Annotated in this window: 15 protein-coding genes and 2 pseudogenes; 6 read left to right on the top strand and 11 right to left on the bottom strand. The window is 61.2% G+C overall.

The features are described 5' to 3' along the window. Positions 1 to 13: 13 nt before the first annotated feature. Genes K3555_RS17660 through K3555_RS17645 form a run of 4 tightly spaced genes read right to left on the bottom strand, consistent with a single transcriptional unit; the run spans position 14 to position 3,859 of the window. Positions 14 to 1,072 carry a PotD/PotF family extracellular solute-binding protein gene (locus K3555_RS17660; protein WP_260006460.1) on the bottom strand — a complete coding sequence of 353 codons (1,059 nt, stop codon included), beginning with the start codon at positions 1,070 to 1,072 and terminating at the stop codon, positions 14 to 16. A gap of 20 nt (positions 1,073 to 1,092) precedes the next feature. Next, entirely contained in the window at positions 1,093 to 2,193 is a 1,101-nt protein-coding gene (locus tag K3555_RS17655) for an ABC transporter ATP-binding protein (RefSeq protein ID WP_259987759.1), read from the bottom strand. A gap of 14 nt (positions 2,194 to 2,207) precedes the next feature. After that, positions 2,208 to 2,999, bottom strand: a complete 792-nt coding sequence (locus tag K3555_RS17650; protein ID WP_259987757.1) for an ABC transporter permease — start codon at positions 2,997 to 2,999, stop codon at positions 2,208 to 2,210. After that, a complete protein-coding gene (locus K3555_RS17645; protein WP_260006459.1) occupies positions 2,996 to 3,859 on the bottom strand; it encodes an ABC transporter permease in 864 nt (287 codons plus the stop codon). Before K3555_RS17645 ends, K3555_RS17650 begins: the two co-directional genes overlap by 4 nt. A 232-nt stretch (positions 3,860 to 4,091) precedes the next feature. On the opposite strand from K3555_RS17645, the gene K3555_RS17640 reads away from it, so the two are divergent. Beyond that, positions 4,092 to 4,739: a TetR family transcriptional regulator C-terminal domain-containing protein gene (locus tag K3555_RS17640; RefSeq protein ID WP_259996828.1), complete on the top strand. Its 648-nt coding sequence runs from the start codon at positions 4,092 to 4,094 to the stop codon at positions 4,737 to 4,739. Between the two features lie 342 nt (positions 4,740 to 5,081). On the opposite strand, the pseudogene K3555_RS17635 reads toward K3555_RS17640, so the two are convergent. The 4 genes and pseudogenes from K3555_RS17635 to K3555_RS17620 all read right to left on the bottom strand — a co-directional run. Beyond that, a pseudogene (locus K3555_RS17635) lies at positions 5,082 to 5,834 on the bottom strand (IS110 family transposase); the annotation flags it as partial. Between the two features lie 74 nt (positions 5,835 to 5,908). Then, the gene (locus K3555_RS17630; RefSeq protein ID WP_260006458.1) at positions 5,909 to 6,088 is read right to left on the bottom strand and encodes a hypothetical protein; all 180 of its coding nucleotides are present in this window, start codon (positions 6,086 to 6,088) and stop codon (positions 5,909 to 5,911) included. Positions 6,089 to 6,192: 104 nt separating this feature from the next. Further along, positions 6,193 to 6,333: pseudogene (locus K3555_RS17625) on the bottom strand (integrase core domain-containing protein); the annotation flags it as partial. Positions 6,334 to 6,344: 11 nt separating this feature from the next. Further along, positions 6,345 to 7,253, bottom strand: coding sequence for a LysR family transcriptional regulator (locus K3555_RS17620; RefSeq protein WP_260006457.1), 909 nt, complete (start codon positions 7,251 to 7,253; stop codon positions 6,345 to 6,347). Positions 7,254 to 7,379: 126 nt separating this feature from the next. Here K3555_RS17620 and bla point away from each other — a divergent pair, with 126 nt between their 5' ends. Further along, on the top strand, positions 7,380 to 8,261 hold the full coding sequence (gene bla / locus K3555_RS17615; RefSeq protein WP_260006456.1) for a class A beta-lactamase: 882 nt from the start codon (positions 7,380 to 7,382) through the stop codon (positions 8,259 to 8,261). A gap of 447 nt (positions 8,262 to 8,708) precedes the next feature. Here the strand turns inward: bla and K3555_RS17610 are convergent, their stop codons facing one another. Both K3555_RS17610 and K3555_RS17605 read right to left on the bottom strand, forming a co-directional pair. After that, positions 8,709 to 9,728 carry an AraC family transcriptional regulator gene (locus tag K3555_RS17610; protein ID WP_260006455.1) on the bottom strand — a complete coding sequence of 340 codons (1,020 nt, stop codon included), beginning with the start codon at positions 9,726 to 9,728 and terminating at the stop codon, positions 8,709 to 8,711. Between the two features lie 206 nt (positions 9,729 to 9,934). Further along, positions 9,935 to 10,819 carry a LysR family transcriptional regulator gene (locus K3555_RS17605; RefSeq protein WP_260006454.1) on the bottom strand — a complete coding sequence of 295 codons (885 nt, stop codon included), beginning with the start codon at positions 10,817 to 10,819 and terminating at the stop codon, positions 9,935 to 9,937. Positions 10,820 to 10,928: 109 nt separating this feature from the next. On the opposite strand from K3555_RS17605, the gene gstA reads away from it, so the two are divergent. From gstA to K3555_RS17585, 4 genes are read left to right on the top strand one after another with little or no spacing between them, the layout of a single operon-like run. Then, the gene (gene gstA, locus K3555_RS17600; protein WP_259987739.1) at positions 10,929 to 11,540 is read left to right on the top strand and encodes a glutathione transferase GstA; all 612 of its coding nucleotides are present in this window, start codon (positions 10,929 to 10,931) and stop codon (positions 11,538 to 11,540) included. Next, positions 11,537 to 11,917 (top strand): nuclear transport factor 2 family protein, encoded by a 381-nt coding sequence (locus K3555_RS17595; protein WP_260006453.1) that lies wholly within the window; start codon positions 11,537 to 11,539, stop codon positions 11,915 to 11,917. Before gstA ends, K3555_RS17595 begins: the two co-directional genes overlap by 4 nt. Before the next feature lie 3 nt (positions 11,918 to 11,920). Beyond that, positions 11,921 to 12,142 (top strand): 4-oxalocrotonate tautomerase family protein, encoded by a 222-nt coding sequence (locus K3555_RS17590; protein WP_129369460.1) that lies wholly within the window; start codon positions 11,921 to 11,923, stop codon positions 12,140 to 12,142. Continuing rightward, on the top strand, positions 12,139 to 13,110 hold the full coding sequence (locus K3555_RS17585; protein WP_260006452.1) for a nitronate monooxygenase family protein: 972 nt from the start codon (positions 12,139 to 12,141) through the stop codon (positions 13,108 to 13,110). Before K3555_RS17590 ends, K3555_RS17585 begins: the two co-directional genes overlap by 4 nt. Before the next feature lie 55 nt (positions 13,111 to 13,165). Here the strand turns inward: K3555_RS17585 and K3555_RS17580 are convergent, their stop codons facing one another. Beyond that, on the bottom strand, positions 13,166 to 14,041 hold the full coding sequence (locus tag K3555_RS17580) for an NADP-dependent oxidoreductase (RefSeq protein ID WP_260006451.1): 876 nt from the start codon (positions 14,039 to 14,041) through the stop codon (positions 13,166 to 13,168). Positions 14,042 to 14,116: the final 75 nt, after the last annotated feature.

The following is a 14,116-nucleotide window of genomic DNA, read 5'->3' as shown; positions in this document are numbered from 1 at the left end:
GCCGCCGGCTGGATCAGAACCCGGCTTTGATGCGTTCGAATTCCTTCAGCATGCGGCCCTCAAGCTCGGGCTTTACAGCGTCAAAGAACAGGCTGTCCTCAAAGAAACTGTCCACATCGGCAAAGCCGTAGGTCTTGATCAGATCCTGATCGGCTGAGGCAAAGGCATCTGCATTGGCATGGGCGTAGCCCCAGTTTTCAATGATGTATTTGCCGCTGGCCTCGGCACTTAGGGCATTCAGCATGTCATAGACCTGTTCGTCGCTTTGGGTCGAGGAATTCAGATGCACATAGCCGCAGACCCAGGTGGCGATGCCCTTGTCCACGTCGCGCATCATCTTTGCGGGGGTTTCGTTCCAGATCAGATTCAGCTCCGACTGGTTCCAGCCCCAGCCCATGGTAACCTCGCCTGAGGCAAGGGCCTGATCCAGCTGGCCCGCGTCGGACCAGTAGAAGCGGACATTCGGGTGGATCACGCGCAGGAAGTCCGAGGCTTTCTGGAACTCTTCATCCGACATATCGGTATAGCTGGAGGCCCCGGTGGCCAAAGCTGCCATTGCATAGGCCGAGGAGGCCGCATCGGGAATGGCGATCTTGCCCTGATGAGCCGGATCACCCAGCAATTGCAGCGAGACGTCCGCAGCATTGATCTGGTCGGTGCGGTAGATCAGCCCGGTGTTGCCCCATTCAAACGGCACCATGTAGGTGTTGCCGTCGATGGTGACGCCGTCCACATCTTTGATCTGCGGCAGCAAATTCTCCCAGTTGCTGATCTTGGAAGTGTCAATGGGTTTCAGCAGCCCCGCTGCGACCCATTTGCGCAAGCCGTCGGTGCAGGGATGGGCAAGATCAGCGGCAAAGCCTGATTGCAGCTTGGTAAAGGCCTCCTCGACGCTGCCGAAGTAGGTATAGCTGGGGGCGCCGCCGTATTTGGCGACATAATCGCCATAAAATCCCTGGTCCTCATAGCCTGACCAGTCAAAGACCGACAGGCTGGCGGCATCGGCGGACGCAATGCCGGCTGAGGCGGTCAAAGCCGTGGCAGCGGCCAGCACCGTGTTGAAATGTTTCATATTTCTTCCTCCCTTTTTTCTCATGCCTCGCGGGCGCCGAGATCAATGACCGAGGCGTTCTGCACCCCCAGCCAGACCGGATCGCCCTGCTGGTGATCAACCGTGTGAAAATAGTTCGGCACCGACACCGCAATGGGCTGCTGCAACCCGTCAGCGGTGACGTGGTAGTGGACGTTCTCGCCATAAAACGCGGCGTTGGTGACAGTGCCCTGCAGATAGCCGTCATAGCCATCGGGCTTTTGGGCAGAAATCTCCAGCTGTTCGGGGCGGATGCCCGTCAGCAGCTGCGGGCCGCGCCGGGCCACATTGGGGTTCATATCAATGGCAAGCGGCCCGAAGCCCTGCACCTGGGCGTGCAGCTTGCCGTCCGCCTCACCCGTCACCGCCGCGTCAAGGAAGTTCATACCGCCGATGAACGCCGCGACTTCCTGGCTGCAGGGACGGGCGTAGAGCACCTCCGGCTTGTCGACCTGTTTGAGCTGGCCCTGGAACATCACGCCGATGCGGTCGGACATTGTCATCGCCTCGTACTGGTCGTGGGTGACCATGACAAAGGTGATGCCAAGCTTTTGCTGCAGGCGGCGCATCTCAAACTGCATCGCCTCGCGCAGGTTCTTGTCCAGCGCCGACAGCGGCTCATCCAGCAGCAGCACCTTGGGCCGCATCACCAGCGCACGGGCCAGGGCGACCCGCTGGCGCTGGCCGCCCGACAGCTCATCGGCCTTGCGCGCCTGCAGACCGCCCAATTCCACCATCTCCAGCGCTTCGGCGACGCGGTCCTGCATCTCGGTCTTGCCAAGACGCAGCTTGCGCAGGCCAAACGCCACGTTGTCGCCGACGTTCAGATGCGGAAAGATCGCGTAGGACTGGAACACCATGTTTGCCGGGCGCTTGTTGGCAGGAATATGGGCCATGTCCTGGCCGCCGATGCGGATGGTGCCTTCGTCATGGTCTTGAAACCCCGCAATCATCCGCAGCGCCGTTGTCTTGCCGCAGCCCGAGGGGCCAAGGAGCGAGAAAAACTCGCCCTCCTTCAGTTCGAGGTTCAGATCGCGCACCGCCACAAAGGTGCCAAAGCGCTTTTCCACCCCGGAGATTTCGATGATGTTCTGACTGGTCATCTGCTTCGTTTCCTTCAGGCGGATTTGGTGGAGCGGCGGCGGAAGTATTCGGCTGTCAGCAGCAACAGCACCGAGGCCAGCAGCAAAAGCGAGCCAAGCGCCAGCGTGTTCGGCAGCTTTGCCGGAAAGCGGATCTGGCTCCAAATATAGACAGGCAGGGTGGGCTGGTTGCCGGACAGAAAGAAGGCCAGCACAAACTCGTCGAACGACACGGTGAACGTGACCAGCAGGCTGGCGACAATCCCCGGCGCCACGATCGGCAGGGTCACCCGGCGGAAGGTGCCGATGACGCTTTCGCCCAGATCAAAAGCGGCTTCCTCCAGCGATTGATCAAAGTCGTCAAAGGCGGATTTCATGATTGATACGGCAAACGGCAGCGCGACAAAGACATGGCCGAGGATCACCGTGGTCAGCGACGGCCGCAGCCCCAGCGAGATGAACAGCACCAGCATCGACGACGCCACGATAATGCCGGGGATAACCAGCGGCAGCATCACCAGCCCTTCGGACACCTCGCGCCCCGTGAAGCGGTAGCGCACATAGGCGCGGGCCGCAAACAGCCCCAGCGAGGTAGCCACCACTGCGGTGACCACGCCGACGATCAGCGAGTTCGCCATCGCCTGCAAGAGCGTGTCCTGCGCGCCCAGCTGGGCATACCATTTCAGGGTGAACCCTTTCATCGGGAAGGCGACGATGGTGCCGTCGTTGAAGGAGAACAGCGGCAGCAGCAGCACCGGCAGGTAGAGGAAGATCAGATAGGCCACCGCATAGGCCAGAAGCCAGGGGAAACGGAGTGACTTGCTCAACGGATTCTCCTCCCCAGGGCGGTGGCCAGGATAACGAACAGGATGGCGACAAAGCCGACCGAGGCCATCGCCACCAGCGACAGCGTCGCGCCCAACGGCCAGTTGTTGGCCGGGCCGAACTGCACCTGGATGAGGTTCGCCACCATCTTGCCCTGCGAGCCGCCGACCAGCGACGGGGTGACGTAGTCGCCGACGGTGGGGATAAAGATGATCAGGCTGGCGGCGATGATGCCGGGCACCGACAGCGGCAGGGTGACCCGGAAGAACCGTTCCAGCTTGGAGCACCCGAGATCGGTGGCGGCCTCCAGCAATGCCCGGTCGATCTTCTGCAGCGAGACATAGATCGGCAGGATCGCAAACGGCGCCCAGGCATGGGCCAGTGTCAGCACCACCGCGAATTCATTGTAGAGAAGAAAGGTCAGCGGTTCGTTGATCAGCCCCATTGAGAGCAGAGCGGAATTCATCACCCCGTTGAACCCGAGGATCAGCTTCCAGCTGAACACCCGCAGCAGGTAGCTTGACCAGAACGGGATGGTGATCAGCAAGAGCCAGAGGGTTTTCTTGCGGGTGCGGTAGGCGATGAAATAGGCAATCGGATAGGCCAGCGCCACCGTCGCTATGGTCACCGCCCCGGCAATCAGGATCGAGCGCAGCATTAGATGCCGCACCAGCGGATCGGTGGCGGCCTCGGCGTAATTGGCCCAGGTCAGCGTCTTGTCGATGTCGACATAGGACTGGGTCCAGAAGCTGTAGGCCACCAGAATGCCCAGCGGCGCAGCTACCAGCAGCCCCACATAAAGCGACGCAGGGGCGCTGAGCGCCAGACCTTTGCCTGCTTCGGTTTTTAGAATTCCGGCCATTGCTGGGTATCGCTTACCGTTTTTGTTTACGCGGGTGCCGCATCGAAAAATGGACAATCGTCCATAAAAGAGTGGCGGTCAGGGCATGCATCTGTCAACAGGTTTCTTAAGGAAATGGACAAGCGTCCATTTTGACTGGATATTCTGCGGGTGATATGCGACCAATGCTGGCATGGCGCTGCCTGCTGCAGGGTGCCGAATTGTGAATGCCGTCAATAACCAACAGAGTCATATGCCGGGAAAACGGGAACAGAACCGCGAGCAGAACCGCCAGGCCCTGATCGGGGCGGTGCTGGATTCGGTGGCGGAGAAAGGTATTTCGGAAACATCCGTCAGCGAGATCATCCAGCGCGCCGGCCTGTCACGCGGCATGATCCACCTGCATTTCGGCGGCAAGGACAACCTGGTTCAGGCGGCGGCGCATCATTCGTCAGAGGAATATTACGACGGGCTGGAAGCGTTGTTGCAGACCGCAGGAGACAGCCCGCAGGAACGGGTCGAGATGATCGTGCGCGGCGACCTCAGCGCGCGGGTGCTGAACCGGCGCAATGTCAGCATCTGGTACGCCTTCCGCGGCGAGGCCAGGAACCGCAAGGCCGTTGCCGAGTATTCCGATACCCGCGACGGACGGCTGCGCGGCATGATCCACAACGCCTTTTCCCGGATCGTGCGCGAGGCCGGAACACCGGATGCCACCGGTGCGGCCCGGGATGCAACCCATGGCACACTGGCACTGCTTGAGGGCATGTGGACCGACTTCCTGCTGCACCCTGACCGCTTCGACCGCGAAGAGGCATCGCGGATCATCTTCCGCTTCCTGGCGGCCATGTTTCCGGAGCATTTTTCGCTGAAGGGTGCCGTGCGCCCGTTGAAAGTATAGGCACCTCGGCGCGGCTTCAAAGTATAGCCGCGCCGCACACCAGGGCAAGCCCCACGTCAGCGGCCTCGATCTCACCCTAGCTGTAGCGGCTTCCGTAATGGCCTGAGTTTAGTCAAGCTCCCAATTTCGTCCATCCACCGGTTTCATGCTTCCGTTCGTGGTCGACGTGGGCCGCCACATGATACCTGTTAGAAAGACCCCGAGCGCCAATCTTGAGAGCGGGCTTCACTTTTGCGAGCCACGAGCCGCTACACGGCGTCTTCGGGATCCGCGTCCCGGTGGGGGACGTCGGTGAGCTGGCTGTTCAGCTCAACCGGATCTGGTTTTTCTTTCGTTGTACAATCATGTGGTTGCCGCAGGCGCGGCGACCGTAGAGCGGAACTCGGCACCATCCGACCACATTCGATGCAACACTGTTCCAAGCTTACGTGCAACGGCGACAATGGCGCGTTTTAAACCGCGCCGCCGAGCTACTGCCAGCCCCCAGCTTTTCAAATCCGACGGCGCCTGCACACGGGTCAGCAAGACCTGCGCCGCCTCAAAGAGCATGGCACGGACTCCGGCGTCGCCCGCCCGAGTGATCGAACCGGTTATGTCGGTCTCACCGGATTGGTGTTTTCGCGGTGTCAGTCCAAAGTGCGCCCCGACGCGCTTTGATGACCGGAACCGGGCAGGATCATCCACCGCCGCTCTGAAGGTGAGGGCCGTCAGCGCTCCGACACCGGGGGCTGTCATCATCAATCGGCAAGGGCCGTCAGCGCGGGCCAGGCTTCGAGCGCGGCGATCAAGATCCGAAACCTCCGTCTGGAGCGCCGAGCGAGCTTGTAACATCGCCTGCGAGATCTCCTCAAGCATAGGGTTGCCTGCAACAAGCTCATTCACCCGCTCTAGAAAACGCCCCCTGCTGACTTTGCCCATTTTCAAACCAAAGCCGCGCAGAATACCTCTTAAGCCATGCTCGATTTCAATCAGCTTATTCAGCAGCAGCTTACGTCCTGAAAGCAAAGCTCGGATCTCCTGCGCCGAGATTGATTTGCAATGCACTGGCCGAAACCAACCAGTGCGCAAGAGTTGGGCAATCCACTTCCCTTCACGAGGAGCTTGTAACCAAACGTGCGGCTTGAGCAGCCCATTACGGTATCTTGAGATCATCCATCGCCGGGCCGAGATCATCGGCGTATCCGGCTCAGATTATTTGAGCCTGTAAGTCGGGTCTGGCTCAAGACAGTTGCGCCGGGGCTCAGATCAGCCGCCCGCATATTCCGCCTGGATTGGGGGATTTCTTCCAATACGGCGCCTTCCTGATCGACGGCATGCCACAACCAGAATGACCTGCCCGCGATTTTCACGGCAACTTCGTCCAGGTTCCAGACTTCGCCAGGACGAGCCTACCAACAGCGCAAGGCCGGCGATCGGGTAGTCCCCCATTTTTAGTGGAACTCAGCCGTAGAATTCATGCGGCTATTTTCAGTTTCATTGCGGGTGTCATGTCGCCGATGCCCATTTTGGGTCGCTCGTTGTTGTAAGTCCAAAGCCATTCCGTTGCCTGGTTCTGCGCCTCCTCGACGGTTTCAAAGTTGTATTGCCCCGGCCAAGGCTGACGGATCATGCGTCTCCCGATCCAACAAGAGGCATCAGCTTTTCTTCTCCCGCGCTCTGCCCGGAGAGCCATCGGGAAAATGTGTTCATCGCCCGTGTTGAAGGGCGGTCTGAGGGCCAGGCAAGATAGTAACGCCCGGCGGAAAAGGTGACGCAGAAGGGTTGTGCCAGCCGGCCTTGGGCAATGAATCTCTCGAACATGGCGACTGGCAGCAGCGCCGCGCCTGCTCCCGAGGCGGCAAGTTCCGCAAGAGCCACCGAGCTGTCAAAGACCGGGCCCGTGACCGGCGGACAGGGCGCGCCTGCAACTTCGAACCAACCCGGCCATTCGGCGCTGCGGTAGCTGCGCAGAAGCGTCACATGCCCGAGGTCCGATGGATGCTGCAGGCGCGCCGCCAGCCGCGGCGCGCAGAGCGGCGCCAACGGTGCCTCTATCAGCGGGATTGCGTCATGGCCGGTCCAGCCGCCGGTGCCGAAACGGATCGCCATGTCCAGTCCCTCGCGCAGGATTTCCACCCGGTTGTTGTTGGTCGAAATCCGCAGATCGATCTCCGGATGGGCCTGCCGGAAGGCATCGACCCGCGGCATCAGCCAGCCGAGCGCAAAGGTCGTGTTCACCCCGACCTTCAGAACCTCCACGTCGCGCTGCCCGCCAAGGCGGCCAAGAACCCTCGCCATCGCGTCGAACCCGTGTTCGAGCACCGGGAAAAGCCGTTGCCCCTCGTCGGTCGGCACCAGCCCCTGCGAAGTGCGCAGGAACAGGGTGACTCCCAGCAGATCTTCCAGCCGCGCGACCTGATGGCTGACCGCGGCCTGGGTCACCCGCAGTTCGACGGCGGCCTTGGTGAAACTGCCCTGGCGCATGGCAACCTCGAACACGCGCAGGGCGTTCAAAGGCAGGTCGGGGCGATCCATGGCAATACCTCAGCTAATGGCAGGCGATAAGATTTGTCGTTTGTAGCGCCGGATCAAGCTGAAATATACCAGACGCATGACATCACCTGATGTCGTCTTTGGCTCTTATCCCGAAAGGAACATCCCATGCGGTTCACCGCTTCCGTCCTGTCGCGCGCTGCGGCAGGGCTCGCTCTTGGCCTGTCTCTGGCCACCATGTCCGCAGCTGACATGCGCCTCGCGGCACTGGCCGAAACCGTGTCGCACGTTGAACAGAGGCTTGGCGGGCGCGTCGGTTTGTCGATCAAAGAGGTTGGCGGGCAGACGTCCTGGTCGCACCGGGAAGATGAACGTTTCCTGATGAACAGCACCGTGAAGGCGCCAATCTGCGGGGCCGTGCTCGCGCAGCGCGATGCGGGGGAACTGGCTCTTTCCGACGCGCTGCCGGTGCGCGAGGCGGATCTGCAGTCCTACGCGCCGGTTGCAAAAACACGGGTTGGCGAGGACATGACGATCGGCGCGCTGTGCTTTGCCGCTATCGACATGAGTGACAACACTGCAGCCAATATCCTGATCGACCGGCTTGGCGGGCCGCAGGCAGTTACGCAATTCTTCCGCAGCATTGGCGATCCGATCAGCCGTCTGGACCGGCGTGAGCCCGAACTGAACACTTTCGCCCCCGGCGATCCGCGCGACACAACGACCCCGGCGGCAATGGCTGCCACGCTGGAAAAGCTGCTGCTGGGCAATGCGCTGTCCCAGGCATCGCGCGACCAACTGGCAGACTGGATGAGCCATGGCGGCGTGACAGGCAACCTGCTGCGCGCTGACGCGCCCGCGGACTGGCAAGTCCTCGACAAGTCCGGCAGCGGCAGCCACACCCGCAACATCATTGCAATGGTCACGCCCGATAAAGGGGCGCCGTGGATCATCACCATCTTTCTGTCGGACGCAGATGCGGATTTCGGCACCCGCAACGCGGCCCTGCAGGAACTTGGCAGTGCAGTCATGGCAGTGATCCGGGGCTGAAGGGGTTCGGGCCGGGGCGCGGAAATCCGGGACCGAAGAAATTTTGCGGCGCAGCGGAGTGCAGCATGAAACTGTGCCGGTTTAATGCCGGCACTCTGCCTGGCAGCCGGCCGGTTTGGACCGCGGCGGTACAACGAAAATCAATGCCGGATCTGGCGGCAGGGATGTAATTGCAAATGCCGCTCAATGATGCGCAGCTCTGGAACCTCGGTGATGGCCCCTTCGCTTTGCGGGTCCAGGCGGGACATCCGCCGATTTGTCTGAGGGACCTTATCGAAACACAGCCGGTTCCAGATCTGGCGTCCGTTATAGAATTCTTTGTGCAGAATGCCGGTGCCTCTCCGGCGGTTGCCATGGATGGTGAAATCCCCCAATAGCGGGCGGACGGGCCCGGCACGCCTTCCTTATTGAGCACCTCTGCGATCTTCTTTGGGGACAGGCCAGTGTTCAGTTTTTCGATGCTCTGTACGAACTTGGTGTTACACCCGTCCACCGCCGGAAAGCGCGATGGAAATTCGCGGGAGAGGAGAACCCGACATCCTGAGAGATTTCTTCGATGCTCTTGCTCCCGGCCTGCAGGTCATGAATGGCTATGTCCCGGCGCAGCCCGTCCTTGATCGCCTGAAAAGAGGTGTCTTCCGCATCCAGCCGCCGCATCAAGGTTCTAGGTGTGACGTTCAATGCGCGGGCGGCATCTGCCAAGTGGCCGCCCTCCCAGCTTGTTTGATAAAGGAACTCCCGGACTCTCAGAGACTGCTTATGTTCCCTATACCCTGTGAACATCCAGTCGCGGGGGGCCCGGCTTAGAAACTCCTTCAGCTCCGCAGAGCTGCGTCTTTTTGTTGGCCCCAGTTTCGCGACCTCAAACGTAATTGCCGAACACGGTGCCATGAAGCTGATCTGAGCCGGAAATATCACCGCATAATCGTCTGAAAACCCAGGGCGCTCAAAGGCAAACTGAACCGCCTGGACAGGCACTTCATATCCTGCAAGCCAGGACAGCAGCCCATGCGCCAGTTTCAGGATCAGCATATGGCCGAACTGCTGACAGGGCTGCGCACCGCGCGGCACAAGCCGCAGGCTGATGCTGCCGTTTCCGGACGCGAGTTCAATCTGGTAATCGTCCAGCAGCAGGTTCCAGAACGTAGAGAACCGGTGCAAGGCTGAGGGAAGAGAGCTGGCTTCGCGGACCGTCGTCAGCAGGTGCTGCAGTGCTCTGGCCCGGATCGGCCGGCTCCAAAGGCCCATCATTTCATCATTGGTTTCGATGGCAGCGATTTGGTAAAGCCGGACAATCTGATCCAAAGTGATGCGGTGGGCAATCCGACCCTGGACTGCATGCATCCCCGCGCGCTGCAGAAAGGAGGCCAATTGGGCATCCGTGCAACAGTGCCGCAAGGCCATAATCCAATGCCCGGCAAACTGCGACGAAACCGTGGCCAGGCTTGAAGGATCCGAAGCTGTCATTTTCTTAGGCTCCAGCGCCGATTGTCATTTTTGGAAAGCATACCGCCTTTTTCAAACGTGAATCTGGTCAACTTCTACACGCATCTGGCATCAGGTAACAGTACGCGCCCACGGCGGAAAGCAACAACCGCGGGAGCGTTTCTGCGTGCCCTCAGGCGAAATTGCCGACGATTGCGGCGTGACCTGCTGCCGGGCATGTTCAAGCCCTAGGCCGGTTCGGCTGCCCCGATTCTGTTCCAAAGTTCACTGGCCACGACGCCGGGCGGGCGGTCTCTGCGTCTCATCTTGAAAATCATCGTTTGGCGTACAGGAAATCGTTCCAGGTTGAGGGGAAGTAAAGCACCGGACAGCCGCTCCTCCTCGGTCATATGGTCCGGCAGGCCGCCCCAGCCGAGACCGGCGAGGATCACCTTTTTCTTGGCCGCAAGATCGGAAACGGTCCACTTCAGCCCGCCCGGCAGAAGGTCGCGGCTTTGTTCATGCGCGGCGCCGCCTGTGCCCGCCGCGACCACCTGCACGTAGCTTTGCATTTCGGATGCTGAAAATGCACGGGAGCCGACGGGCAGGTTCAGCCCGGGGCTGGCCACTGGCCGGATTGTCACCTCCGTGACCGGCACAGCTTCCACATCATCCAGCGGCACCCCTTCCAGCGAAGCAAGCGCGATGTCTGCCTTGCCCTCCATCAGCCGGGCGATCGGGCCGCCCATCATTTCCATCCGCAGCCGGAGATGGGTGGCCGGGTGACGCTGTCCGGTTTCGGCAAGCGCCGGCAGCAATGGGTCCAGATCCATTGTGGCGCTGACGGCAATGTTCAGCTCTGGCTCTTCGCGGGCGCGCAGCCGGGCGGCGGTCGTTTTCAGGCCTTGCATCTGCCGCAGCACACGGGAGGCCTCGCGGTAGAAAATTTCACCTGCCGGGGTAAGCGCCGGCCGGTAGGCCGCGCGGCTGAACAGCTCCAGCTCCAGCTCCTCTTCCAGCAGGCGGATTGTGTGGCTGATGGCGGACTGCGATTTGTTCAGACGCTCCGCCGCGCCGCGGAAGGTGCCGGTTGAGACAATCGCCTCAAGGGCAATGAGCTGATCGTGTTTCATGGGACCATTACATGATTATTTTTTTGGATCATATTCATGAGTACTCAATATTATCAATCAATCATATCAGCGGGTAGTCAGAGGACATCACCAAACACAGGAGACTGTCATGAAACTCTACTACAAACCCGGCGCCTGTCCGCTGGCCAGCCATATCGCCCTGCATGAAACCGGCCGTCCATTTGAAATCGAAGCTGTCGATACCGCGGCAGGCCGGACCGAAAGCGGCGCAGACTACCGCGCGATCAACCCCAAGGGTTATGTACCGGCCCTGGGCCTGGACGACGGCAGCGTTCTGACCGAAGGGGCGGCGGTTCTGCAGTACATTGCGGACAGCAACCCGGAAGCGGATTTGGCGCCGGCAGCCGGTACCTTGGCCCGTGCCCGGATGCAGGAACAGCTCAACTGGATCGGAACCGAGCTGCACAAAGCCTTTAACCCGCTGTTCCGCGACGGCATATCCGAGGGCGGCAAAGACGATGCGCGCACCGCTGTAGCGGGCAAGTTCGATTTCATCGAGACGCAGCTGGAGGATGGCCGCGAGTGGCTGGTAGAGGACCGGTTCTCGGTCGCGGATGCCTATCTGTTCGCGGTCTCGAACTGGGCGAACTTCACCGGCATCGACCTGGCCCGCTGGCCCCGGCTGGCGGCGTTCGTGAGCCGCAGCGCTGCCCGCCCGTCCGCTCAGGCTGCGATGCGCGCAGAAGGGCTGATCCAATGACACCAGCCGATCACAAAGTGGTCGGCGCACTGATGGAGGTCTATTTCGAGGGTCTCCATCATGCCGACAGCACCATGCTGCGCGACGTTTTTCATCCGCAGCTGGCCTACATCTGCGCCACCGAAGGTGATGAGCTTTACTTGGATCTTGAAACCTACATGGCCCGCGTCGACGGGCGCGAGCCACCAGCCAAACGCGGGGACCCGCGTGAGGAGGAGATCCTGGAGATAGCCTTTGCCAGCGACCGGCTGGCCCGCGTCAGCGCCCGGATGACCATGATGGGCCGGGATTTCCATGACCTGCTTACCCTTGTCCGCCACGGCGCCGAATGGCGCATCATTGCAAAAGTGTTCTCATATGTACCGCGAAAGGGCTGACAGATGCCTTATGTGAATATCAAAGTCACCCGTGAAGGCGGCCCTGACGGCACCGGCCCGAGTGCGGACCAGAAGGCACAGCTGATCACCGGAGTTACGGACCTGCTGCAGGAAGTTCTGGGCAAAAACCCGGCGACAACCTTTGTGGTAATCAACGAAGTCCCGCTGGAAGATTGGGGCGTTGGCGGCCTGCCGGTGCAGGAGTACCGGAAACAGGCGCAATGAAGACGCGGCTGACAGAGGCGCTGGGGATCACCTGTCCGGTGATCCAGGCGCCAATGGCCTTTGCAGCCGGCGGCGCGCTGGCCAGCGCCGTCTCCAGTGCCGGCGGTCTGGGCATGATCGGCGGCGCTTACGGCGATGCCGCCTGGATCGACCAGCAGTTCGGCCTTGCGGCGGACGCCCGCGTCGGCTGCGGGCTGATCACCTGGAAACTTGCGGAACAGCCGCAGCTGCTGGACCGGGTGCTGGCGCGCGATCCGGCGGCGCTGTTCTTGTCCTTTGGCGACCCTGCACCATTCGCGCCTGCGATCAAGGACGCGGGTGTGGCGCTGATCTGCCAGGTGCAGACCCTGCGCGATGCCCGGCAAGCGCTGGACTGCGGCGCAGACATTATTGTCGCCCAGGGTGCGGACGCTGGCGGCCATGGCGAAGCCCGCGGCACCTTTGCCTTGGTGCCCGAGATCGCTGACGAGATCGCACGCCGGAACAGCAAAGCGCTGCTTTGTGCCGCAGGCGGTATCACGGATGGGCGCGGCCTTGCGGCAGCGCTGATGCTGGGGGCGGATGGGGCGGTGATCGGCACGCGGTTCTGGGCCTCGCACGAGGCGCTGGTGCACCCGCGCATTCTGGATCGCGCGCTGGCGGCAACGGGAGATGACACGATCCGCACCCGGGTGGTGGATGTGGTCCGCGGTTATGACTGGCCCGGCCGTTACAATGGCCGCGTTTTGCGCAACCGGTTCATTCAGAAATGGCACGGTTCCGAGGAGGCTTTGAAACTGGAAGCGGGCGCAGAGGCCGCAAAATGGTCAGCAGCCCAGGAGGCTGGCGATCCGGATGTTGCCACCGCTTTTGCCGGTGAAGGCATTGGTCTGATTGATAAAGTGCAGTCCGCCAGCGATATTCTGGCCTGCATCACGGCGCAGGCGCAGCAGTGTCTGGCAGGGCAAAGCCAGTCCGGACTACAGTAGCTTATTGTACCGGAACAGGCGGAGACCCGCCCGCCTGTTCCCTTTCCAGCTGATATCAGAAGGTATGGTCCAGAACGAATTTGCCCGTATGCCCGGGGGTCTCCAGCCTGCGGTGCGCCTCTGCGATCTGATCAAGCGGCAGAATATCCTCGATCTCCGGCATCAGAACGCCCTCGGCCAGCCAGCCCGCCAATGGCAGCAGAACCTCCTGATTGGCGGGGTTTTGAACCGTCACCGGGGTGATCCCCCGCGCTTCCGTGAAAACCCCGCCTGGCTTCCACCACTCCGGGACAATCGTTGCATAGGCGCCGCCATCTTTCACGGCAGCAAATGCCTGCTGCGCGTGTTTGCGCCCGCGCACGTCAATGGCGCCGTCCACCTGCCGCGCGTCCGGGGCGGCGAGTTCGAACCCCAGCAGAGGGGCGATTGCTGCCGCCATTGCGCCAACCGCCCCCTTTGGGTTGTTGATCAGGACACGCGCGTCCGGCGGCAATGCCAGGGCCTGAAGAGCCGCCAGCGCTGTGCTGCCGATCAGCGGCACTGCGGCGGCAGTGGTGAAGGGAACCGCATCGGCAATTTTCACAACCTGACTGGCTGGCAAGGCGGCAAATTCCGCATGGGTACCGACCATTGACCCAGGCTGCGGCGACATTGCCATCACCCGGTCGCCGGGGGCAAACCCCTCTGTTTCCGGGCCAAGCGCCTCGACTGTCCCCGCTGCATCCCAGCCCAGGATCATCGGGAAAAGGGCGGGATCATCAGGCAGGATGGCCCCGGACCGCACCCCTGCATCCACCGGGTTCACGCTGGACGCATGGATGCGGAGCAGCACCTCTCCCGGTTTGGGTTCGGGACGCGGCAGGTCTGCCATCCGGAACACATCCGCGTCGCCAAAGGATTCTATGATTGCAGCTTTAATCCGTGCCTCCATTGTTTTGTAGTGATCGTTAAATAATGAGCAGCTTGCCGGGTCAAGCATTTTGTGTAATGATCGATAAGTAATTCG

This window comes from Leisingera sp. M527, from assembly GCF_025141525.1.
Classification (GTDB): domain Bacteria; phylum Pseudomonadota; class Alphaproteobacteria; order Rhodobacterales; family Rhodobacteraceae; genus Leisingera.
Note: the sequence above shows the minus strand (reverse complement) of the source record. Positions and strands in the feature narration are given on the sequence as shown.